This window comes from Streptomyces sp. ISL-11, assembly GCF_018614525.1.
Lineage (GTDB): Bacteria > Actinomycetota > Actinomycetes > Streptomycetales > Streptomycetaceae > Streptomyces.
Window position 1 is genome coordinate 1 of sequence record NZ_JAGGOL010000094.1, and the last position, 19,853, is coordinate 19,853.

Here is a 19,853-nt window from a genome sequence, read left to right on the forward strand (position 1 = left end):
GCGGTCCGCCCCCGCGGCGGCCAGCTCGGCGCGCAGCGCGGTGATCTGGCGACGCAGGCCGCGAGTGCTGTACAGCGCGGCCGCGCCGGCGGCCGTCGCGGTGGCAGCGGCCAGCAGCAGGGCAAGGGACATGGCGCTCACTGACGTACTCCCGGTTGCTATAGGTCCCCCAGATTCCTACCTCAGCTTCGCGCGCGCTGCTCTATGGCCACAGTGCAAAACGTCATGAAGGGGATGGGACTTAGGGCCCGGACGTTGTCCCTTCAACATATCTGACCTGGGGAAACGAAGTGCCCCCAGGACGTTGGTCACATCCTGGGGGCGATTCGGTCACGGACACATACGGACCGCCGGGAGCCTGTTTGTGATCAGCTCAAGTGCCCGTATTGATCAGGGGCACCGCGGCTCAGCCCAGCCTCGGGCGCCCCTTACCCTCCGCTGCGGCTCAGCTCAGCCGCTCGTGCTTGTCGGCCGCGTCTTCGCCTCGCCTGCGCTGCGGGCAGGTGCCGCCCTCGTTCCTCGGGCGACCCCTACCCTCCGCTGCGGCTCAGCTCAGCCGCTCGATCACCATCGCCATGCCCTGCCCGCCGCCCACGCACATCGTCTCCAGGCCGAACTGCTTGTCGTGCCACTGGAGCGAGTTGATCAGCGTGCCCGTGATGCGGGCGCCGGTCATGCCGAAGGGGTGGCCGACCGCGATCGCGCCGCCGTTGACGTTGACGCGGTCCAGGTCGGCGCCCAGCGCCTGGTAGGACGGGATGACCTGGGCCGCGAACGCCTCGTTGATCTCAAGGAGGTCGATGTCGCCGATGCCCAGCCCGGCCCGCCGCAGCGCCTGCTTGCTGGCCTCGACCGGGCCGAAGCCCATGATCTCGGGGGAGAGGGCGGAGACACCGGTGGAGACGATCCGGGCGAGCGGGGTCAGGCCCAGCTCCCGCGCCTTGGTGTCGGACATGATCACCAGGGCGGCGGCGCCGTCGTTGAGCGGGCAGCAGTTGCCCGGCGTGATCAGGCCGTCGGCGCGGAAGGACGGCTTCAGGCCCTGGACGCCCTCCAGGGTGACGCCCGCGCGCGGGCCGTCGTCCTTGGCGACGACCGTGCCGTCGGGCGTGGTGACCGGGGTGATCTCGCGGGCCCAGAAGCCCTTCGCGATGGCCGCCTCGGCGAGGTTCTGCGAGCGGACGCCGAACTCGTCCATCTCCTGGCGGGAGATGCCCTTCAGACGCGCCAGGTTCTCGGCGGTCTGCCCCATCGCGACGTACGCGTCCGGCACCAGGCCGTCCTCGCGCGGGTCGTGCCACTCGTCGCTGCCGTGCTCGGCGCGGTGCGCCGTACGGGCCTCGGCCTCGGCGAAGAAGGTGTTGTGGCTGCCCGGCATGCCGTCGGAGGAGCCGTTGACGGTGCGGGAGACCGTCTCGACGCCCGCCGAGATGAAGACGTCGCCCTCGCCCGCCTTGATGGCGTGCAGCGCCATCCGCGAGGTCTGGAGCGAGGAGGAGCAGTAGCGGGTGATGGTGCAGCCGGGCAGGTGGTCCATGCCCATCTGCACGGCCACGATCCGGCCCAGGTTGTGACCCTGCTCGCCGCCGGGCAGGCCGCAGCCGAGCATCAGGTCGTCGATGTCACGCGGGTCGAGCTCGGGGACCTTGGCGAGCGCGGCGCCGATGATCGTCGCGGTCAGGTCGTCGGCACGCATGTCCTTCAGCGAGCCCTTGAAGGCGCGACCGATGGGGGAACGGGCGGTGGAGACGATCACGGCTTCGGGCATCACGGGCTCCAGTGGGCGCGAGAAGGCGGGACGGAGGCGGTATCACGGCGGAACCGTCGGATAGGGCCTGTTGGAAGTTACCCGCCCGTAGGGCTGGGGTCACGGCTTGGTCACTGTGATGCGGGCCACCGCCCGTACCGCCTCACGTCCCCCTTCCCGCCCTCGACCACACGTGGTGGGGCGTCGCCTCGGTGTGGGCCGGCAGCCGGCGCCGCTTGCGGTGCTTGAGCAGCGCCCACCGGCCGCGGGCGCCCGTGACCTCGGTGCCGCCCTCGGCCGCCGCCTCCGCGGCCGCCCGGGCCACCGGCAGGATGCCCTCGCGGCGCGCGACGTCCGGCCGCTCCTCGCCCTCGGGCCACAGCCCCAGCGCCGCGCACAGCGTGGGCAGCACGGCCATGGCCGCCGTGGCGTAGCCCTCGGCGGACGGATGGTAATTGTCCGGGCCGAAGAGCTCGCGGGGGTTCTGGGCGAATTCCGGGCCCAGCAGGTCGCCGAGCGAGACCGTACGGCCGCCCGCCTCGATCACCCCTATCGTCTGGGCCGCCGCCAGCTGACGGCTCAGCCGCCGCGCGATCCAGCGCAGCGGCTGATAGACCGGCTCGATCGTGCCCAGGTCGGGGCAGGTGCCCACCACCACCTCGCACTCCGCCTCGCACAGTCTGCGCACGGCGTCGGACAGCAGTCGCACGGAGCGGGCGGCGGGCATGCCGTGGGTGACGTCGTTGGCGCCGATCATGATCACGCACACGTCGGGGACCGGGCCGTCCTCCAGCATCAGCGTGACCTGCCGGTCCAGGTCGTGGGACTGCGCGCCCGGCAGGGCCACGTTGCGCAGCTGTACGGGCCGCTCGGCGACCGCCGCGAGCCCCGAGGCCAGCAGGGCCCCCGGCGTCTGCCGTGGCCGGTGCACGCCCTGGCCGGCGGCCGTGGAGTCGCCGAGCAGTCCCAGCAGCAGGGGCTCGTGGCCCAGGCGGTGGACGAAGGCGGAGCCGTAGCGGCCGTCCGCGTGCGGTGGTGGTTCGTGGCCCCCGCCGACCACCCGCTTGGCCAGCCGCGCCTCGGTGAGCAGCACCCCGACCACGGTCGCGCCCAGCAGACCGACGCCGCCGCCTCCGTAGGCCGCCGCCGCCGCGATGCGCCGTGCGACTCTCGCCCTCGACATGGACATGGGCCCGGACCTCCTCCCGCTCCGACGGTACGCACCCCGGCTCCACCGTGCTAACAGGTTGTTGCCCCGAGTGGTCCTTGTCGCAACGCACCGCTAGTGCACTCGGCGGCGCAATAGGCTGGACGTACGGGTACGCGACGACCGCTAGTGCCCCCGACCGCGGAGATCACCGTGCAGTATCACGATTCGATGGTTGAGCTTGTTGGCAATACCCCGCTTGTGAAGCTCAACAGCGTGACCGAAGGCATTCAGGCCACCGTCCTTGCCAAGGTCGAGTACTTCAACCCCGGCGGTTCGGTCAAGGACCGCATCGCCGTGCGGATGATCGAGGCGGCGGAGCAGTCCGGCGCGCTCAAGCCGGGCGGCACGATCATCGAGCCGACCTCCGGCAACACCGGTGTGGGTCTGGCGATCGTGGCCCAGCAAAAGGGCTACAAGTGCATTTTCGTGTGCCCCGACAAGGTCTCCAACGACAAGATCAATGTGCTGCGGGCCTACGGTGCGGAGGTCGTCGTCTGCCCGACGGCCGTCGACCCGGAGCACCCGGAGTCCTACTACAACGTCTCGGACCGGCTCGTGCGCGAGACGCCGAACGCCTGGAAGCCGGACCAGTACAGCAATGTGAACAACCCCCTGTCGCACTACTACTCCACGGGTCCGGAGATCTGGGAGCAGACCGAGGGCAAGATCACTCACTTTGTGGCGGGCGTGGGCACCGGCGGGACCATCAGCGGCACCGGCCGCTATCTGAAGGAGGTCAGCGAGGGCCGCGTCAAGGTCGTCGGCTCCGACCCCGAGGGCTCGGTCTACAGCGGCGGTTCCGGCCGTCCGTACCTGATCGAGGGCGTCGGTGAGGACTTCTGGCCGACCGCCTACGACGGCACGGTGACCGACGAGATCATCGCGGTCTCCGACAAGGACGCCTTCCAGATGACGCGCCGCCTCGCCCGCGAGGAGGGCCTGCTGGTCGGCGGCTCCTGCGGCATGGCGGTCGTCAGCGCGCTGGAGCTCGCCAAGCGCCTCGGCCCGGACGACGTCGTCGTGGTGCTGCTGCCCGACAGCGGCCGCGGCTACCTCAGCAAGATCTTCAACGACGAGTGGATGGCGGACTACGGCTTCCTGGAGGAGCCGGGCGACGCCGCGCGCGTGGCCGACGTGCTGCGCCGCAAGGACGGCGGCATGCCCTCGCTGGTGCACATGCACCCCGAGGAAACGGTCGGCGAGGCCATCGAGGTGCTCCGCGAGTACGGCGTCTCGCAGATGCCCATCGTCAAGCCGGGCGCGGGGCACCCCGATGTGATGGCCGCCGAGGTCATCGGCTCGGTCGTGGAGCGGGAGCTGCTGGACGCGCTGTTCAGCCAGCGCGCCTCGCTGTCCGACCCGCTGGAGAAGCACATGTGCCCGCCGCTGCCGCAGGTCGGTTCCGGTGAGCCGGTCGCGGACCTGATGGCCGTGCTGGGCGAGGCGGACGCGGCGATCGTGCTGGTCGAGGGCAAGCCGACCGGTGTGGTGAGCCGTCAGGACCTGCTGGCGTTCCTCGCGCAGGACGCGGGCACGGCCAAGTAGGGGCGATGCTGGGGCCCTTGCGCACGTCGTAGCGCAAGGGCCTTGTCAAAAGGCGTTGTCAAGCGAACAGCAAGACGCACAGGCGACCCGTAAAAGGTACGTATGTGTCACGCGCTCGCAGCACGGACTTAACAACGGTCCGGCATATTGAGGGGTGTCGGCAAGGGCGGTCGCCCGAACCGGCACCCCTCAGTGCGGCGGCAGGACCCTCCGGAGCGGCTCCCGGACTCCACGGCCGTCCGGACGCGGGGGTACGGGCCCAGGCCCGCACCGCGTCCCCGCGGGGGACCGCCGTCGTCCCGACTCCGGCCTCGGCCGGGGTGCGGCGGTCCCCCGCCATCTCTCCCGCCGTTTCCCGGGCGCGCTTTCCGGCCGGGAACCGGCCGCTTCCGGCCTATTCGGCGTCCTGCTTGTGGGAACGCGGCCAGGGGAAGAACCCCGCCGAGTTCAGGGCGTTGACGCCGACGATGCCCGCCCAGGTCACCAGCAGACCGGGCAGGTGCGCGTTGACCACGCCGATGGCGGACAGCGGGATCGCCAGCACCAGGGAGATCGCCGCGAAGCCGAAGCGCTCGCCGAAGTTGCCCGGTCCCGCGTCCGCCGGGCGCGGCCGGGCGCCCCGGGCCACGGACATCTGCCGCTCGGCGAGGTGGCGCCGCACCTGGCGGTCGACGGTGCTGTCGACCTTCTGGTCGATCTTCCGGTCGACGTTCGCGAGGAACGAGTCGACGAGCTCCGCCTCGTACTCCGGCCCCAGTTCCTTGCGGGTCTCCAGGGTCGCGGCGAGGTCCTTCTTCACATCGGGGTCGTGGGCCGTCATACGGACGACGATACGGTCGCAGCGGCCCCGCGTCCCTGGGGCCAGCACCCGTATCCGCAGTGGGGGCAGTCCCCGGACCGCCGGCGGCCCCCGTGGAAGGAGCAAGTCCGTGCCCGAACCGACCGAACCCCTGCTGTCGTCCCTGGCCGCCGGAGCCGGCGTGGCCGACCGGCCGGACGCCCTCACCGTCGCCGGCCGGTCCTGCTCGCGGGAGCAATTGCTGGGCGCCGCGGGCGCGGTGGCGCACCGGATCGCCGGATCGCCGTCGGTGGCCGTGCACGCGGAGGCGACGCTGGAGACGGTCGTGGCCGTCGTGGGCGCGCTGCTGGCCGGGGTGCCCGTGGTGCCGCTGCCGCCGGACTCCGGCCCCGCCGAGCGCGGCCACATCCTGCGCGACTCCGGCGCCGCCCTGGTGCTGGGCGCCGGCCAGGAAGTCCCCGTCGACCTGGGCGAGCGGGCCGACTGGTCGGGGCCCGAGGCGGACCCCGGCAGCACCGCGCTGATCCTCTACACCTCCGGCACCACCGGGTCGCCCAAGGGCGTGCTCATCCCGCGCGGGGCCGTCGCGGCGGGCCTCGACGGGCTCGCGCGGGCCTGGCAGTGGACGGCCGAGGACACGCTGGTGCACGGCCTGCCGCTGTTCCACGTGCACGGCCTCGTCCTCGGCGTGCTGGGCGCGCTGCGCACCGGCTGCCGCCTGGTGCACACCGGCCGGCCGACCCCCGAGGCGTACGCGGCCGCCGGCGGCAGCCTGTACTTCGGGGTGCCGACGGTGTGGTCGCGGGTGGCCGGCGCCCCCGACGCGGCCCGGGAGCTGGGCAAGGCGCGGCTGCTGGTGTCGGGCAGCGCGGCGCTGCCCGCGCCCGTCTTCCGCGACCTGGAGGCGCTCACCGGGCAGCGGCCCGTGGAGCGTTACGGCATGACAGAGACCCTGATCACCCTCACCACGCGGGCCGACGGCGAGCGCCGGCCCGGCTCGGTGGGCCTGCCGCTGCCGGGCACGCGGACCCGGCTGGCGGCGGCCGAGGGCGGCATCGGGGAGCTGGAGGTGTCCGGGCCGACGCTGTTCGCCGGGTACCTGGGCCGCCCGGAGGCCACGGCGGCCGCGTACACCTCGGACGGCTGGTTCCGTACGGGCGACATCGCCACCATCGAGCCGGACGGCATGCACCGCATCGTCGGCCGGGCCTCCACCGACCTCATCAAGTCCGGCGGTTACCGGGTCGGGGCGGGCGAGGTGGAGAACGCGCTGCTGGACCACCCGGCGGTGCGCGAGGCCGCCGTCGTCGGGGTGCCGCACGACGACCTCGGGCAGGAGATCGTCGCCTATGTGGTGGCCGACGGGGTCGGTGAGCGGGAGCTGATCGACTTCGTGGCCGGGCACCTCTCCGGCCACAAGCGGCCGCGCCGGGTCCGCTTTCTGGAGGAGCTGCCGCGCAACGCGATGGGCAAGCCGCAGAAGAAGCTCCTGCCGCCTTTGTGAGGCGGGCCGGGGCGGGGCGCGCCCTGACCCTGCATAATTCCATGCAGGGTCAGGGGTAGCTGAATGAAGAGACTGGACGTGCCGGGACCGGACGTACCGAGAAGCGTGGAGGGCCGATGAGTGACAACGGAGGCGAGCCGGAAGCCACCGCACGCCTGCAGAAGCTCTTCGAGGGGCACCGGCTGACCCCGACCCAGCGCCGGATCGCCCACTGCATGGTCCGGCGCGCCGCCGACGCGCCGTTCCTCTCCAGCGTCGAACTCGCCGAACTCGCCGGCGTCAGCCAGCCGTCCGTGACCCGCTTCGCGGTCGCCCTCGGCTTCGACGGCTACCCCGCGCTGCGCCGGCACCTGCGCGACGTCGTCCCGGCCGGCGACGAGCCCGGCGACGGCTCGTACAACGAGTACCAGCAGGCCGTCCAGGCCGAGATCGACAACCTCCGCCACCTGGCCTCCCTGCTCGCCGACCCCGAACCCGTCAGCCGGGCCGGGCGGCTGCTCGCCGCGTCCCGGCCGCTGCCCGTGCTCGGCCTGCGGGCCGCCACCGCCCAGGCCGCCGGCTTCGCCTACTTCGCCCGCAAGGTCCACCCCGACGTGCGGCTCCTGGACGAGGGCGGCACGTTGCTCGCCGACCGCGTCGACGCGGCCGTACGGGCCGGGGCGAGCGCGCTGCTGTGCTTCGCGCTGCCCCGCCACCCGCGCGAGGTGGTCGAGGCGCTGGAGTACGCCCGGGGCGAGGGCCTGACCGTCGTCACCGTCGCCGACTCCACCTTCGCGCCCGTCGCCCGGCACAGCGACCTGCTGCTGCCCGCCGCCGTCGGCACGGGCCTCGCCTTCGACACGGCGTGCGCGCCGATGCTGCTGGGCCGGGTGCTCCTGGAGGCGATGTGCGACGCGCTGCCGGACGCGCAGTCGCGGCTGGAGGAGTTCGACGCGAAGGCGGCGGCGCGGGGCCTGTTCGTGGAGTGACGGGCCCGCGGCCTGTCCCGGAGAGTGGCGGGCCCGCGGTCCGCTACCGCTCGGAGCGCATCTCCGGGAAGCGCGGCGACGGCCCGTCCAGCAGGTGGTCGTCGCGCCCCTTGAGGAACCGGTCGAAGAACGACACCGCGTACGCGCGCGTGGCAGCCACCGCCCGCTCCGGCCGCACCGTCCCGATGTCCTTGCGGAGGTCCTCCTCCGTCAGCGCACCCTGCCGGGCGAACGCCGGCAGCAGGGAGGCGGCGTCGGTGTAGGCGCCGTGCGCCCCGCCGGTCATGGCCATCTCGGCCCCCCAGCCCGTGGAGTGCCGCCGGAAGGACGCCCACGAGGCCCGGTTGTCCTCCGCGCCCGGGCCGTCGGAGCCCAGGAGCAGGAACGGCCGGTCCACGCCCTCGCGCGCGACCGTGCTCAGCGTGCTGCCGGTGTCGTCGGGCAGGGGGAACTCCATCTGCCCGTCCATGTTGATCCCCGCCATGATCCGGCGGTCGTCGTGCATGGTCTGCGCCGCCGTGAACCCGCCCGCCGACTGCCCGGCCATGCCCACCCGCCGCAGGTCCATGGCGTGCCCCAGGCCGCGCGGCAGCCCCTGCCGCCACGCCGCGCCGCCCAGGGTGTCGAGGACGAACCGCGTATCGTCCACCCGCGCCTTCATCGATGTGCGCAGGGCCGCGTCGACCTCGGACACGGGGGCGCCGGCGAGCGTGGGCAGGACCGACTCCGCCAGGCGTCCGCCCGGGAAGCGCACTTCGGAGGAGTCGTAGGTGTGGTCGATGGTGACGACGACGTAGCCGCGCGAGGCCAGGTCCTCCACCAGACCGGTGTTCCAGGTGCGCGGGTCGCCCAGCCCCGCGGAGTACAGCACGACCGGCAGCGCGCGGCTGCCGCGCGCCACGGGGACGTCCACACGCGCGTGGGTGCGCGTCGACGTCCAGTCGGCGGCGTCCGGGCGGACGCCGTAGTTGAAGCTGCCCGCGCCGCGGGCGGAGCCGAAGTGGGCGGCGGAGCCGGCGTCCATGTGCGGGGCGGTGTCGCCCCCGTCCTTCCCACCCACGCGGTCCGCCGGATAGAACAGGCCGACCATCACCTCCCGGGCGCCCTCCCGTGGTTTCCAGGGGTCCGGGCGGCGGGTGTCCACCAGGTGCCGGGTGGTGGTGCCGACCGCGTACGGGCCGGTGGGCGCCGGCAGCGCGGGGCGGGGCGTGCCCGGCTCCCGCGCCTCGGCCCGGCCCGTCGTCGTCCCCAGCAGCGCCGTCACGGCCAGCACCGTCGCCGCCACCACGGCCCGTCGTCTCAGTCCCCGCTCGTGAACCGCCATCGTCCCGCTCCCTCCGATCGGCCGGTGCGCCGACTCTAGGGAAACGGCGGTGGCGGGCGCGTCATACGGCGGAGCCAACACGCGTGTACTACCGGGGTATGACCCGCGCGCTCCGCGTGCGCCCGGTGCTTCTCAGCCAGTCCTCAGATTCGTTGGCTAGCCTGCCGCGCGGATCCCCGGTTCCGGTTGAGTCGGCCGCCGGACGGGGCAGATTCCGTGTGGACCGACGCAGCGAAGGAGGACCGACGTGGGGCGCGGGTCGTATGCGCTGGCGCGGGTGGCCGTGGTGGTCAGAGCGCCGGCCGGGTGGCTGTGGTGGCCGGGACTGCTGGCGGCGGGCACGGGAGCGCTCGTGCCGGGGCTGACCGGGCGGCGGATCGGGGTGCTCGCCGGGGCGGCACTGTTCGTGATCACGACCGGCGCGGTGTTCACGGCGCGCCGCCGGCGGTACGAGGAGCTGGCGCGCGGAGCGTCCCGCGCGGGGCGCGCCGTCTTCCTCCAGGACCGCGCCGTCACCCTGCGGAACCGGCGGCGGGCCCGCCGCTGGTGGCTGCTGGGCGCCTTCCTCGCCGCCATGGGCTCCTCCCTCGCGGTGCCGGCCGCCGCCGGACTGGCGATGGCCGGGGCCGGCGCCGGCCTGTGGGCCAAGGCCCTGTGGCTGGGCGGCCTGGAGCGGCGCGCCGACGCGTTGCTGTGGGTACGGACCGAGGCCGCGCGGCGCAGCCCCGCGGCGAAGCCCGTGCGCGGCTACCAGACCACCGGCATCGCCGCCGGTGACGCCGCGCCGGGCGGCGCGAAGCGCCGGGGCGGGCGCGCGGCGGCTCGTACGGCGGTCAGCGCAGCGCGCTGAGGCCGCCGGTGTGCGGGCCACCGCCGGACTCCTCGACGAGCTCGTCGAGGGACTGCGGGCGGCGTACGGGCACGAAGCGGACGCGGTCCTCGGTGGCCGGTTCCTCCGTGGAGGGGCTCCCGCCTTCCGCGTCACTCCTGCCTTCTGCGCACGCGTACCCGTAAACCCCCGGGCGGGGCAGGGAGTTGTACTGGAAGTGGTTCGAGAAGTAGTACGCGCCGGTGTCGAGCAGTGCGACGTGGTCGCCGGTCTCCAGCGGGGGCAGCGGTCGTTCCACCGCGACCAGGTCGCCCGCGAAGCAGCACGGCCCCGCGACGTCCTGCGGCACCGGATCGCCCGTCTTCGGCCGGCCCCGCGCGTCGAAGGCCAGCACCCGCAGCGGCCATGACGCGGGCGCGAAGACGGTGCGCGTCGCGACCTGCGCGCCCGCGTGCGTCACCGCGATCCGCCGGCCGCCCGCCGACTTGGTGTACTCCACGCGGGCCAGGACCGTGCCGCTCTTGGCCAGCAGCGACCGCCCGAACTCCGTGACCAGGCCGTAGCGCCCGTCGAACAGCCCGGGCACGGTGGCCGCGAGCAGCCGCGCGTAGTCCCGGTAGGTGGGCGTGACCACGTCGGAGGCGAAGTTGACGGGCAGTCCGCCGCCGATGTCCAGCGTCCGCACCTGCCGCCGGCCCACGGCCCGGTTGACCTCCTCGGCCAGCTCGTACGTGGCCCGTACGCCCTCGGCCATCAGCGGCAGCGGGCAGCCCTGCGAGCCCACGTGCGCGTGCATCCGCGTCAGCCAGGGCCGCTCCGCGTAGGCGCGCACCAGCCAGGCGCGCGCTCCCTCGTCGCGCAGCGCCACCCCGAACTTGGAGGTGTCCGTGGCCGTGCTCATCGCCCCGATGCTGCCGCCGCCGATCTGCGGGTTCACGCGCACGCCCAGCACGGATCCGGTCGGCGCGGACCGTACGAGGGCGTCCAGGCGGGCCAGCTCCTCGCGGTTGTCGGCGTTGACCGCGATGCCCCGCGCGAGGGCCTCGCGCAGCTCGGCGTGCGTCTTGGCGGGCGAGTCCAGGACCGTGCGGGAGGGCGGGACCCCGGCGGCGCGCGCCAGCGCGAGCTCGCCCGCGCTGGCGACCTCGCAGCCCATCCCCTCGTCGGCGAGCAGCCGCAGCACGGGCACCAGGGAGGCGGCCTTCACGGCGAAGGCGTGCAGGACGGGTGCGGCGCCGTCGAACGCGGCGTGGAGCGCCGCGACGGCATCGCGGACGCCCCGGACGTCGAGCAGCCCGACGACGGGCCGGTCGGCGTCGATGATCCCGGCCCGGACGGCGGCCCGTACCGCGTCCCGCCGCCGCGTGGAGGCGCTCTCTTCCGCACTCATGCGTCCACTCCACCACCGCCGCGGCGGCCTGTCATGGAACCGGGCGGGTTCCCGCCGACCTGTTGACTGATGCTATTCACTGCCACAAGATGTGAAGTGTTCTATTCAGCGGCTGCGCTCCTCGGCGCGCGCCGGACCGGAGCATCACCAGGGAGGCAGCCGCCCATGTCAGGACCGCGACCCGTCCGAGCACCGCGAGGCACCCAGCTCAGCACCCTCGGATGGCAGCAGGAAGCCGCCCTCCGCATGCTGCAGAACAACCTCGACCCCGAGGTCGCCGAGCACCCGGACAAGCTCGTCGTCTACGGCGGCACCGGCAAGGCCGCCCGCGACTGGCGCTCCTTCGACGCCATGGTCCGCACGCTCCAGACGCTCAAGCAGGACGAGACGATGCTCGTCCAGTCCGGCCGCCCGGTCGGCGTGATGCAGACCCACGAATGGGCGCCCCGCGTCCTCATCGCCAACTCCAACCTCGTCGGCGACTGGGCCAACTGGGAGGAGTTCCGCCGCCTGGAGGCCCTCGGCCTGACGATGTACGGGCAGATGACCGCCGGTTCCTGGATCTACATCGGCACGCAGGGCATCCTCCAGGGCACGTACGAGACGTTCGCCGCCGTCGCCGCCAAGCTGCATTCAATGGGTAAAGGGGTCAACGGCACCCTCGCCGGGACGATCACGCTGACGGCCGGCCTCGGCGGCATGGGCGGCGCCCAGCCGCTCGCCGTCACCATGAACGACGGCGTCGCCATCTGTATCGACTGCGACCCGCGCGCGATCGACCGCCGCATCGAGCACCGCTACCTGGACGTGAAGGCCGATTCCCTCGACCACGCCCTTCAGCTGGCGACCGAGGCCCGCGACGCCCGCCGCCCGCTGTCCATCGGCGTCCTCGGCAACGCCGCCGAGCTGCTGCCGCAGCTGCTGGCGATGAACGCCCCCATCGACATCGTCACCGACCAGACGAGCGCCCACGACCCGCTCGCCTACCTGCCGGTGGGCGTCGAGTTCGACGAGATGGCCGCCTACGCGGCCGAGAAGCCCGCCGACTTCACCACCCGCGCCCGCGAGTCGATGGCCCGCCACGTGGAGGCCATGGTCGGCTTCATGGACGCCGGCGCCGAGGTCTTCGACTACGGCAACTCCATCCGCGGCGAGGCCCAGCTCGCCGGCTACGACCGCGCCTTCGCCTTCCCCGGCTTCGTCCCCGCCTACATCCGCCCCCTCTTCTGCGAGGGCAAGGGCCCCTTCCGCTGGGCGGCCCTGTCCGGCGACCCGGCCGACATCCACAAGACCGACAAGGCGATGCTCGACCTCTTCCCCGAGAACGAGTCCCTCGCCCGCTGGATCAAGATGGCCGGCGAGCGCGTCCACTTCCAGGGCCTGCCCGCCCGCATCTGCTGGCTCGGCTACGGCGAGCGCGACAAGGCGGGCGAGCGCTTCAACGAGATGGTCGCCGACGGCACGCTCGCCGCGCCGCTGGCCATCGGCCGCGACCACCTCGACTGCGGCTCCGTCGCCTCCCCGTACCGCGAGACGGAGGCCATGCTCGACGGCTCCGACGCGATCGCCGACTGGCCGCTGCTGAACGCCATGGTCAACGTGGCCTCGGGCGCCTCCTGGGTCTCCCTCCACCACGGCGGTGGCGTCGGCATGGGCCGCTCCATCCACGCGGGTCAGGTCACGGTCGCCGACGGCACGGCGCTGGCCGGCGAGAAGATCCGCCGCGTCCTGACGAACGACCCGGGCATGGGCGTCATCCGCCACGTGGACGCGGGCTACGACATCGCGGAGTCGGTGGCGGACGACAAGGGTGTGCGCATCCCGATGCGCGAGGGTGAGCAGGCGTGACGGGCGAGCCGAATTCAGCCCGTCCGGCGCTTGAGGACACCGCGCGCGGCGCGGTCCGGGGGGCCGGGGCCTCGGCCCCGGTTCCGGGAAGGGGCGGGGCAGGGGAGCAGCCCGCCGCAGGCGCCACCTTCCACGAGATGTGGTCCGACCTACGGCCCATCGGCCGCAACGCGGCCACCGGCGGATACCGCCGCTACGCCTGGACCGGCGCCGACACCGACTGCCGCGCCTGGTTCCGGGCGCAGGCCGAATCCCGCGGCCTGACCTACGAACTCGACCGCAACGGCAACCAGTGGGCCTGGCTCGGCGACCCCGCCGCCGGTGACGCCGTCGTCACCGGCTCCCACCTGGACTCCGTCCCGGACGGCGGCGCGTACGACGGCCCGCTCGGCGTCGTGTCCTCCTTCGCCGCCCTGGACGAACTCCGCGCCCGCGGGGCCCGCCCGGCCCGCCCCCTCGCCATCGTCAACTTCGGCGACGAGGAAGGCGCCCGCTTCGGCCTCGCCTGCGTCGGTTCGCGGCTGGCCGCCGGGCAGCTCACGGTGGAGAAGGCGCATGAGCTGCGGGACGCCGACGGGGTGTCCCTGCCGCAGGCGATGGAGCGTGCGGGCCACGACCCGGACACCATCGGCCCCGACCCGGAGCGCCTCGCCCGCATCGGTGCGTTCGTAGAGCTGCACGTCGAACAGGGCAGGGCCCTGGACGTGACGAACAACCCCGTGGGCATCGCCTCGGCCATCTGGCCGCACGGCCGCTGGCGGTTCGACTTCCACGGCGAGGCCAACCACGCCGGCACCACCCGCATCGAGGACCGGCGCGACCCGATGCTCACCTACGCCAACACCGTCCTCGCCGCCCGCAAGAAGGCCCGCCTCGCCGGTGCCCTGGCCACCTTCGGGAAGGTCGGCGTGGAGCCGAACGGCGTCAACGCCATCCCCTCCCTCGTGCGGGGCTGGCTGGACTCCCGCGCCGCCGACCAGGACACCCTCGACCTCGTGATCGCCGAGATCGAGAAGGCGGCCGTCGAGCGCGGCGAGCGCGACGGCGTGGACGTCCGGATCACCCGCGAGTCCTTCACCCCCGTCGTCGAATTCGAACACGCGCTGCGTGACGAACTCGGCCGGATCCTGGGCGGGGGCATCCCCGTCCTCGGTACGGGCGCGGGACACGACGCCGGAATCCTCTCCGGGACCGTCCCGACCGCCATGCTGTTCGTACGCAACCCCACAGGCGTCTCCCACTCACCCGCCGAGACGGCGACCGAGGACGACTGCCTGGCCGGGGTGACCGCACTCGCCGACGTACTGGAGGGCCTGGCGTGTCGCTGACGGCACAGACTTACTGGGCGGAGCACGCCTGGCTCGACAGCGGTGTCGAGCCGGGCGTGGTCATCAAGACGGGCACGAACGGCCGGATCAAGGCCGTGCGCAAAGGGATCGCCGCCCCGCCGACGGGGGCGGTGACCCTGCGGGGGCTCACGGTCCCCGGACTGGCCAATGCCCACTCGCACTGCTTCCACCGGGCCCTGCGGGGCGTGGTCCAGGCCGCGCCGAAGGCGACGGCGGGTGCCGGGACGGGCCACGCGCCGGATTCCTTCTGGACCTGGCGCGAGGTCATGTACGGCGTCGCCGACCGCCTCACCCCCGACACGTACTACGCGCTGGCGAAGGCGACCTACGCCGAGATGGCCCTCGCCGGCATCACGGCCGTCGGGGAGTTCCACTACCTCCACCACGAGCCCGGCGGCGACCGCTACGGCAACCCCAACGCCATGGGCGAGGCCCTGATCGCGGCCGCGGCCGACGCCGGAATCCGCATCACCCTCCTCGACACCTGCTATCTCTCCTCCGGCTTCGGCGCCGAGCCCAACCGGCACCAGCTGCGCTTCAGCGACGGCACCGCCGCGGAGTGGGCCGAGCGCGCCGCCGCGCTGAAGAGCGACGCGAACACCCGGATCGGCGCGGCCATCCACTCCGTACGGGCCGTGCCCGTCGACCAGCTGGCCACAGTCGCCGACTGGGCGCGCGAGCGTGAGGCGCCCCTGCACGTCCACCTCTCCGAGCAGACCGCCGAGAACGACGCCTGCGTCGAGGCCCACGGCTTCACCCCCACCACCCTGCTGTCCGACCACGGCGTGCTCGGCCCGCGCACCACGGCCGTCCACGCCACGCACCTCACGCAGGGCGACATCCGCCTGCTCGGTCACACGTCCACCGGCGTCTGCATGTGTCCCACCACCGAGCGCGACCTCGCCGACGGCATCGGACCGGCCCTCAAGCTCCAGCTCTCCGGCTCGCCGCTGTCCCTCGGCAGCGACAGCCACGCCGTCATCGACATCCTCGAAGAGGCGCGCGCGATGGAGCTGGACGAGCGGCTGCACAGCCGCGCCCGCGGCCACTGGACCGCGGCTCAGCTGCTGCGCGCCGCCACCACCGACGGGCACGCCGCGCTCGGCTGGGACGAGGCGGGCCGCATCGAGGCGGACGCGCTCGCCGACTTCACCACGATCGCGCTGGACTCGGTGCGCACCGCGGGCCCGCCGCCGGAACTCGCCGTCGAGACGGCCGTATTCGCGGCGACCAACGCGGACGTCCGGGACACCGTGGTCGGCGGCCGCCATATCGTGCGCGAGGGCGCCCACCAGCTCGTACCCGACGTGCCGTCGGCGCTGGCCGAGTCCATCGCGGCCCTGCGCGCCTGACCCACCGCAACGCGTCACAGAACCCGAAGGAGTACCGTCCGCCCATGGCGACCACGGTGATCACGAACATCAGCAGTCTCGTCACCAACGACCCCTCCCTCGGTGAAGGCCCCCTCGGTCTGATCCAGGACGCGGCGGTCGTCGTCGACGGTGACCGTGTCGCCTGGGTCGGTAGGTCAAGCAAAGCACCCGCCACTGACAACCGCGTCGACGCCGAGGGCCGCTCCGCGCTCCCCGGCTTCGTCGACTCCCACTCCCACCTCGTCTTCGCGGGCGACCGCACCGCCGAGTTCAACGCCCGCATGTCCGGGCAGAGCTACAGTGCGGGCGGCATCCGCACCACGGTCGCCGCGACCCGCGCCGCGAGCGACGAGGCGCTGGAGGCCAACCTCCGGCGCTACCTCCGTGAGGCGCTGCGGCAGGGCACCACCACCCAGGAGACCAAGTCCGGCTACGGCCTGACCGTCGAGGACGAGGCCCGCGCGCTGCGCGTCGCCGCCGCCCACACGGACGAGGTCACCTACCTCGGTGCGCACATCGTCTCCCCCGACTACGCCGACGACCCGGCCGGCTACGTCGACCTCGTCACCGGCCCGATGCTCGACGCCTGCGCCCCGCACGCCCGCTGGATCGACGTCTTCTGCGAGCGCGGCGCCTTCGACGGCGACCAGGCCCGTACGATCCTCACCGCCGGTGCCGCCCGCGGCCTGATCCCTCGCGTCCACGCCAACCAGCTCTCGTACGGGCCCGGCGTCCAGCTCGCCGTGGAGCTCGGCGCGGCCTCCGCCGACCACTGCACGCACCTCACCGACGCGGACGTCGACGCCCTCGCGAGCGGTGACACCGTGGCGACCCTGCTGCCGGGCGCGGAGTTCTCCACCCGCGCCCAGTGGCCGGACGCCCGCCGCCTCCTCGACGCGGGCGCCACCGTCGCCCTGTCCACGGACTGCAACCCCGGGTCGTCCTTCACCAGTTCGATGCCGTTCTGCGTGGCGCTGGCCGTACGCGACATGGGGATGACCCCCGACGAGGCCGTCTGGTCGGCCACGGCGGGCGGCGCGGCGGCCCTCCGCCGCACCGACATCGGCCGCCTCACCCCCGGCACCCGCGCCGACCTCACCCTCCTCGACGCCCCCAGCCACGTCCACCTCGCCTACCGCCCGGGCGTCCCGCTGGTGTCGGCGGTCTGGCGAAGGGGCGTTCGGGAGCTGTGAAATCCGGTCGGATTCGTCGCTACAACCTGCCGTAGGGTCACGCCGCCGTCGACAGGCGGCAATCCCGGCACTTGCCGGGTCCGGCCGCCCGGAAGGCGCGATCGCAGCCGTCGCAGGTCTGGAAGGGGAGTGGCTGGTCGGCCCGCGCCACCGGGAGCGAGGGCGGTTCGTCCGGCCTGGCGGGCAGCACCGGTGGCAGCCACGTCGTGAGGCGGTAGCCCAGGAGGCGGGCAGGCCAGGCGATGGCGCCCAGGGGCAGCTGGCCGGACAGGGTGCGGGCGATCTGGCCTGCGGTGACACCACGGTCGAGCCAGGCCCGTACGCCGGGCGCGAGGCGATGCACGTCCCGCTCCGAGAGTACGAGCCGGGGATCGCGGCGCCGCAGCCCGGCCGGCACGTCGGCGGCGGGCGGGTCGGCGGGCGGGAGCGGGGGCTCCTTCTTGCGTTTCACCAGGTCGACGACCCGGCGGCGAGGCTGTGGTGGCGCACTGCTCTCCCGGCAGCCGGGACGCTCGTACCAACTGGTCCGCGTCACCATCACCCCGCCGTCGGCCCGCACGCGCCGCCGTTCCAGGTAACCGGCCTTCTCCAGCTCCCGCAGCGCCCGCGCGATGGTGATCTCGCCTTCCCGGAAACGGCGGGTCAGATCCTTGATGCCGACGCGCGCACCGTCCGGCAGCGACTGGATGTACACCCCGAGGCCGATCGCGACGGCGGACAGGTAGGGGTGCTGGGCGAGGTGATTGCCGACGACGGTGAAGTGGCTGTCGTGGCGATGCCGGATGTGGACGATTCCGGCCCACGGGGGCTCGGTGCGCGCGGACGCGTGCGCGCTAAACTGCGCTGCAGTCATTGGGGAAGGCCTCTAGCTTCCTGGATGATCAGGCCCTCGATCGGGATGCCAGTCCCGGCCGGGGGCCGTCGTCTGTATGGGAGTTGTGGCGCGAACGTACCGCGCCCTTGCCCATACCTGCCACCCAGTCACCCGATGGGGTGACACAGGCGGTTGGGAGTGGTTCGGTACTTTCCCCCAGTCCTTCTTGACGGGACGTCGAGCAACTCCGGTTCACGGTCCGCCGGGTCCCGGATACCTCGATTCGGTGGCTTTACGGCGCACCACGGGCCGGTGCCCGAGCCGGGCGCCGATGGCTGCCCCCGCCCGGTGGTCACGGCCGCGCCCGCCCCCGCGCGTTGATCTCGGCCACTTTGGCGCGCAGCGCGTCCGCGACCCCGACCGGAGTCACATCCTCCAGCCCGGCTACCCATTCTCTTCCACCGCCGAAGGCCCGCAGGAAAACCCGCGTCGGCGTCGTCTGCATCACCTCGCCCACACGATCCCGCTTCGTGTCCAGCACCATGTCTCCGACCTCCATTGCCATGGCACAGGACGCTACGGAGGCCGGAATCGGCCGGACAATGGCAGTTTGGCGCGGGGCCGGACGGAAGTGCCACAAGGCGTTATAGCGGTACGCCGATAGCGTCGGCGAGTACGCGCATGTCCGGAGTGAGGGTCCTTCTTCTGCCGATCACCCGGCCCAGGATGTCGTGCGCGTAGCGCTGATTGGGCAGCCACTGCGGGGCCGCTCGCCGGATTCCCAGCAGGACGTCGACGGCCTCCTCGTACTGACGCGAGCGGACGTGTGCTTCGGCGACGTCCAGGAGGTGGCGGTTGCGGTTGTTCGAGGTCGGCCGCAGCCCGGCGGTGGGTGTGCGTTCGGCGAGCCGGAGGACGATGTCGGGCCGGTCGGAGACCATCGCGTTCTCGGCGCGCTTGAGCTTCACCGTTACGGGCCCGAAGGCGCGCAGAAAGTCCTTGCCCGGGGCGAATTCGCGTCCCATGGCCACCGCTGCGGAATGCGCCAGGCGCAGCGCGTCGTCGGCCTCGTCCGGTCTGTTGTCCCTTACGGACGCCGCCGACAGGCGCAGGAGCAGCCAGCCCCACGCGCTCAGCTCTGCCGGTGTGGCCCGCGAGATGCGGGGCTCGGTGTCGTCCGCCCAGTGGGACGCGAGGTCCCGGGCGGCAGCGAGCCGGCCTTCCCGGAGGAGGAGCCAGCACTGGGTGCTGACGGTGGCCGCTCCGAGTACGGCGTCCGGTGCCTCGTCGAGCGAGCGTTCCAGGGCGGTGTGTGCTGCCGCGAACTGCCGGGTCTGGGTGAGAAGCCACCCCGTCAGCTGCATGAGCCGGGCGCGGAGCGCCCGTCCCTCCGCACCGCTGCTCTCCGCGAGTGCGTCGGCATCGCGGATCAGTGCGGGAAGGATCCCGCTCAGTTCGGCGTACCGGTCGCCCGAAAACAGCGGCAGCGCGGAATCGAGGACATCGCGCAACCCGGCGACTGTGGGCAGCTCGTCCGGTTCGCCGGATCGTGTGGTCGCTGCCAGAGCCTGGCGTACAGGCTCCCACTGTGTCGCGGGCGGAGCGTCGTCCCCGTCCGCGTCGGCGATCAGCTGGGTCGTCGGCACGCACAGTGCGACGGCGAGCTGCCGGGCCGTCTCCAGACGCGTGTCGTTCCGCTCGCCCTGTTCGAGCTTGCGGATCAGCGGCAACGAGACACCCGACTCCGCCGCCAGCTCCCGCTGGCTCAAGCCCCGGCGTTTACGCACGGCTTGCAGCCTTCGGCCGACATCGGCACCCATGCCCCGAGCGTACGCTCCGCGCTGTGCCGCGCACCGAGTACTACGACGATCCGGGCGCCCCGAGGCCTGTACACCGCCGCCCCTCCCACCGCGCGGGAAAGGCGCGGCCGAGGGGCGGGCGAATCGGTGGCGGACAGGCC

The 19,853-nt window shown here is 73.1% G+C and carries 16 protein-coding genes; 8 read left to right on the top strand and 8 right to left on the bottom strand.

Annotated features, from left to right (window positions below):
- Positions 1-547 precede the first annotated feature (547 nt).
- Positions 548-1,768: an acetyl-CoA C-acetyltransferase gene (locus J7E86_RS19785; RefSeq protein ID WP_215083040.1), complete on the bottom strand. Its 1,221-nt coding sequence runs from the start codon at positions 1,766-1,768 to the stop codon at positions 548-550.
- Between the two features lie 142 nt (positions 1,769-1,910).
- Positions 1,911-2,936 (bottom strand): SGNH/GDSL hydrolase family protein, encoded by a 1,026-nt coding sequence (locus J7E86_RS19790; protein ID WP_215083041.1) that lies wholly within the window; start codon positions 2,934-2,936, stop codon positions 1,911-1,913.
- Positions 2,937-3,107: 171 nt separating this feature from the next.
- On the opposite strand from J7E86_RS19790, the gene J7E86_RS19795 reads away from it, so the two are divergent.
- Positions 3,108-4,502 carry a cystathionine beta-synthase gene (locus J7E86_RS19795; protein ID WP_215083042.1) on the top strand — a complete coding sequence of 465 codons (1,395 nt, stop codon included), beginning with the start codon at positions 3,108-3,110 and terminating at the stop codon, positions 4,500-4,502.
- Between the two features lie 394 nt (positions 4,503-4,896).
- Here the strand turns inward: J7E86_RS19795 and J7E86_RS19800 are convergent, their stop codons facing one another.
- Entirely contained in the window at positions 4,897-5,322 is a 426-nt protein-coding gene (locus tag J7E86_RS19800; protein ID WP_215083043.1) for a hypothetical protein, read from the bottom strand.
- A 109-nt stretch (positions 5,323-5,431) separates the two neighbouring features.
- Between J7E86_RS19800 and J7E86_RS19805 the strand changes: the two genes are divergently transcribed.
- Positions 5,432-6,805: an acyl-CoA synthetase gene (locus J7E86_RS19805; RefSeq protein WP_308312651.1), complete on the top strand. Its 1,374-nt coding sequence runs from the start codon at positions 5,432-5,434 to the stop codon at positions 6,803-6,805.
- A 116-nt stretch (positions 6,806-6,921) separates the two neighbouring features.
- Positions 6,922-7,773, top strand: a complete 852-nt coding sequence (locus J7E86_RS19810) for a MurR/RpiR family transcriptional regulator (protein WP_215083044.1) — start codon at positions 6,922-6,924, stop codon at positions 7,771-7,773.
- Between the two features lie 43 nt (positions 7,774-7,816).
- Here the strand turns inward: J7E86_RS19810 and J7E86_RS19815 are convergent, their stop codons facing one another.
- Positions 7,817-9,097, bottom strand: a complete 1,281-nt coding sequence (locus J7E86_RS19815; RefSeq protein WP_215083045.1) for an esterase — start codon at positions 9,095-9,097, stop codon at positions 7,817-7,819.
- A 247-nt stretch (positions 9,098-9,344) separates the two neighbouring features.
- On the opposite strand from J7E86_RS19815, the gene J7E86_RS19820 reads away from it, so the two are divergent.
- Positions 9,345-9,947 (top strand): hypothetical protein, encoded by a 603-nt coding sequence (locus J7E86_RS19820; RefSeq protein ID WP_215083046.1) that lies wholly within the window; start codon positions 9,345-9,347, stop codon positions 9,945-9,947.
- On the opposite strand, the gene J7E86_RS19825 is transcribed toward J7E86_RS19820, so the two are convergent.
- Positions 9,931-11,316, bottom strand: coding sequence for a diaminopimelate decarboxylase (locus J7E86_RS19825; protein WP_215083047.1), 1,386 nt, complete (start codon positions 11,314-11,316; stop codon positions 9,931-9,933). The genes J7E86_RS19820 and J7E86_RS19825 overlap by 17 nt on opposite strands.
- A 165-nt stretch (positions 11,317-11,481) precedes the next feature.
- Between J7E86_RS19825 and hutU the strand changes: the two genes are divergently transcribed.
- The 4 genes from hutU (at position 11,482) to hutI (ending at position 17,079) form a co-directional block, all read left to right on the top strand.
- Entirely contained in the window at positions 11,482-13,164 is a 1,683-nt protein-coding gene (gene hutU, locus J7E86_RS19830; protein ID WP_215083048.1) for a urocanate hydratase, read from the top strand.
- Between the two features lie 137 nt (positions 13,165-13,301).
- Complete coding sequence (locus J7E86_RS19835; protein WP_215083049.1) at positions 13,302-14,492, top strand: allantoate amidohydrolase; 1,191 nt, start codon at positions 13,302-13,304, stop codon at positions 14,490-14,492.
- The gene (locus J7E86_RS19840; protein WP_374223829.1) at positions 14,483-15,865 is read left to right on the top strand and encodes a formimidoylglutamate deiminase; all 1,383 of its coding nucleotides are present in this window, start codon (positions 14,483-14,485) and stop codon (positions 15,863-15,865) included. The genes J7E86_RS19835 and J7E86_RS19840 overlap by 10 nt, the downstream gene beginning before the upstream one ends.
- A gap of 44 nt (positions 15,866-15,909) precedes the next feature.
- The gene (gene hutI, locus J7E86_RS19845) at positions 15,910-17,079 is read left to right on the top strand and encodes an imidazolonepropionase (protein WP_215083050.1); all 1,170 of its coding nucleotides are present in this window, start codon (positions 15,910-15,912) and stop codon (positions 17,077-17,079) included.
- Between the two features lie 37 nt (positions 17,080-17,116).
- Here the strand turns inward: hutI and J7E86_RS19850 are convergent, their stop codons facing one another.
- The 3 genes from J7E86_RS19850 to J7E86_RS19860 form a co-directional block, all read right to left on the bottom strand.
- Positions 17,117-17,932, bottom strand: a complete 816-nt coding sequence (locus J7E86_RS19850) for a helix-turn-helix domain-containing protein (RefSeq protein ID WP_215083051.1) — start codon at positions 17,930-17,932, stop codon at positions 17,117-17,119.
- A 313-nt stretch (positions 17,933-18,245) separates the two neighbouring features.
- On the bottom strand, positions 18,246-18,458 hold the full coding sequence (locus tag J7E86_RS19855; RefSeq protein ID WP_215083052.1) for a hypothetical protein: 213 nt from the start codon (positions 18,456-18,458) through the stop codon (positions 18,246-18,248).
- 79 nt (positions 18,459-18,537) lie between these two features.
- Positions 18,538-19,713, bottom strand: coding sequence for a helix-turn-helix domain-containing protein (locus J7E86_RS19860; RefSeq protein ID WP_215083053.1), 1,176 nt, complete (start codon positions 19,711-19,713; stop codon positions 18,538-18,540).
- Positions 19,714-19,853: the final 140 nt, after the last annotated feature.

Excerpts from the sequence above, each read along its gene's own strand:
- J7E86_RS19785 (WP_215083040.1), bottom strand. The coding sequence starts at position 1,768 with ATGCCCGAAGCCGTGATCGTCTCCACCGCCCGTTCCCCCATCGGTCGC.
- J7E86_RS19790 (WP_215083041.1), bottom strand. The coding sequence starts at position 2,936 with ATGTCCATGTCGAGGGCGAGAGTCGCACGGCGCATCGCGGCGGCGGCG.
- J7E86_RS19800 (WP_215083043.1), bottom strand. The coding sequence starts at position 5,322 with ATGACGGCCCACGACCCCGATGTGAAGAAGGACCTCGCCGCGACCCTG.
- J7E86_RS19810 (WP_215083044.1), top strand. The coding sequence starts at position 6,922 with ATGAGTGACAACGGAGGCGAGCCGGAAGCCACCGCACGCCTGCAGAAG.
- J7E86_RS19815 (WP_215083045.1), bottom strand. The coding sequence starts at position 9,097 with ATGGCGGTTCACGAGCGGGGACTGAGACGACGGGCCGTGGTGGCGGCG.
- J7E86_RS19825 (WP_215083047.1), bottom strand. The coding sequence starts at position 11,316 with ATGAGTGCGGAAGAGAGCGCCTCCACGCGGCGGCGGGACGCGGTACGG.
- hutU (WP_215083048.1), top strand. The coding sequence starts at position 11,482 with ATGTCAGGACCGCGACCCGTCCGAGCACCGCGAGGCACCCAGCTCAGC.
- J7E86_RS19835 (WP_215083049.1), top strand. The coding sequence starts at position 13,302 with ATGTGGTCCGACCTACGGCCCATCGGCCGCAACGCGGCCACCGGCGGA.
- hutI (WP_215083050.1), top strand. The coding sequence starts at position 15,910 with ATGGCGACCACGGTGATCACGAACATCAGCAGTCTCGTCACCAACGAC.
- J7E86_RS19850 (WP_215083051.1), bottom strand. The coding sequence starts at position 17,932 with ATGACTGCAGCGCAGTTTAGCGCGCACGCGTCCGCGCGCACCGAGCCC.
- J7E86_RS19855 (WP_215083052.1), bottom strand. The coding sequence starts at position 18,458 with ATGGCAATGGAGGTCGGAGACATGGTGCTGGACACGAAGCGGGATCGT.
- J7E86_RS19860 (WP_215083053.1), bottom strand. The coding sequence starts at position 19,713 with ATGGGTGCCGATGTCGGCCGAAGGCTGCAAGCCGTGCGTAAACGCCGG.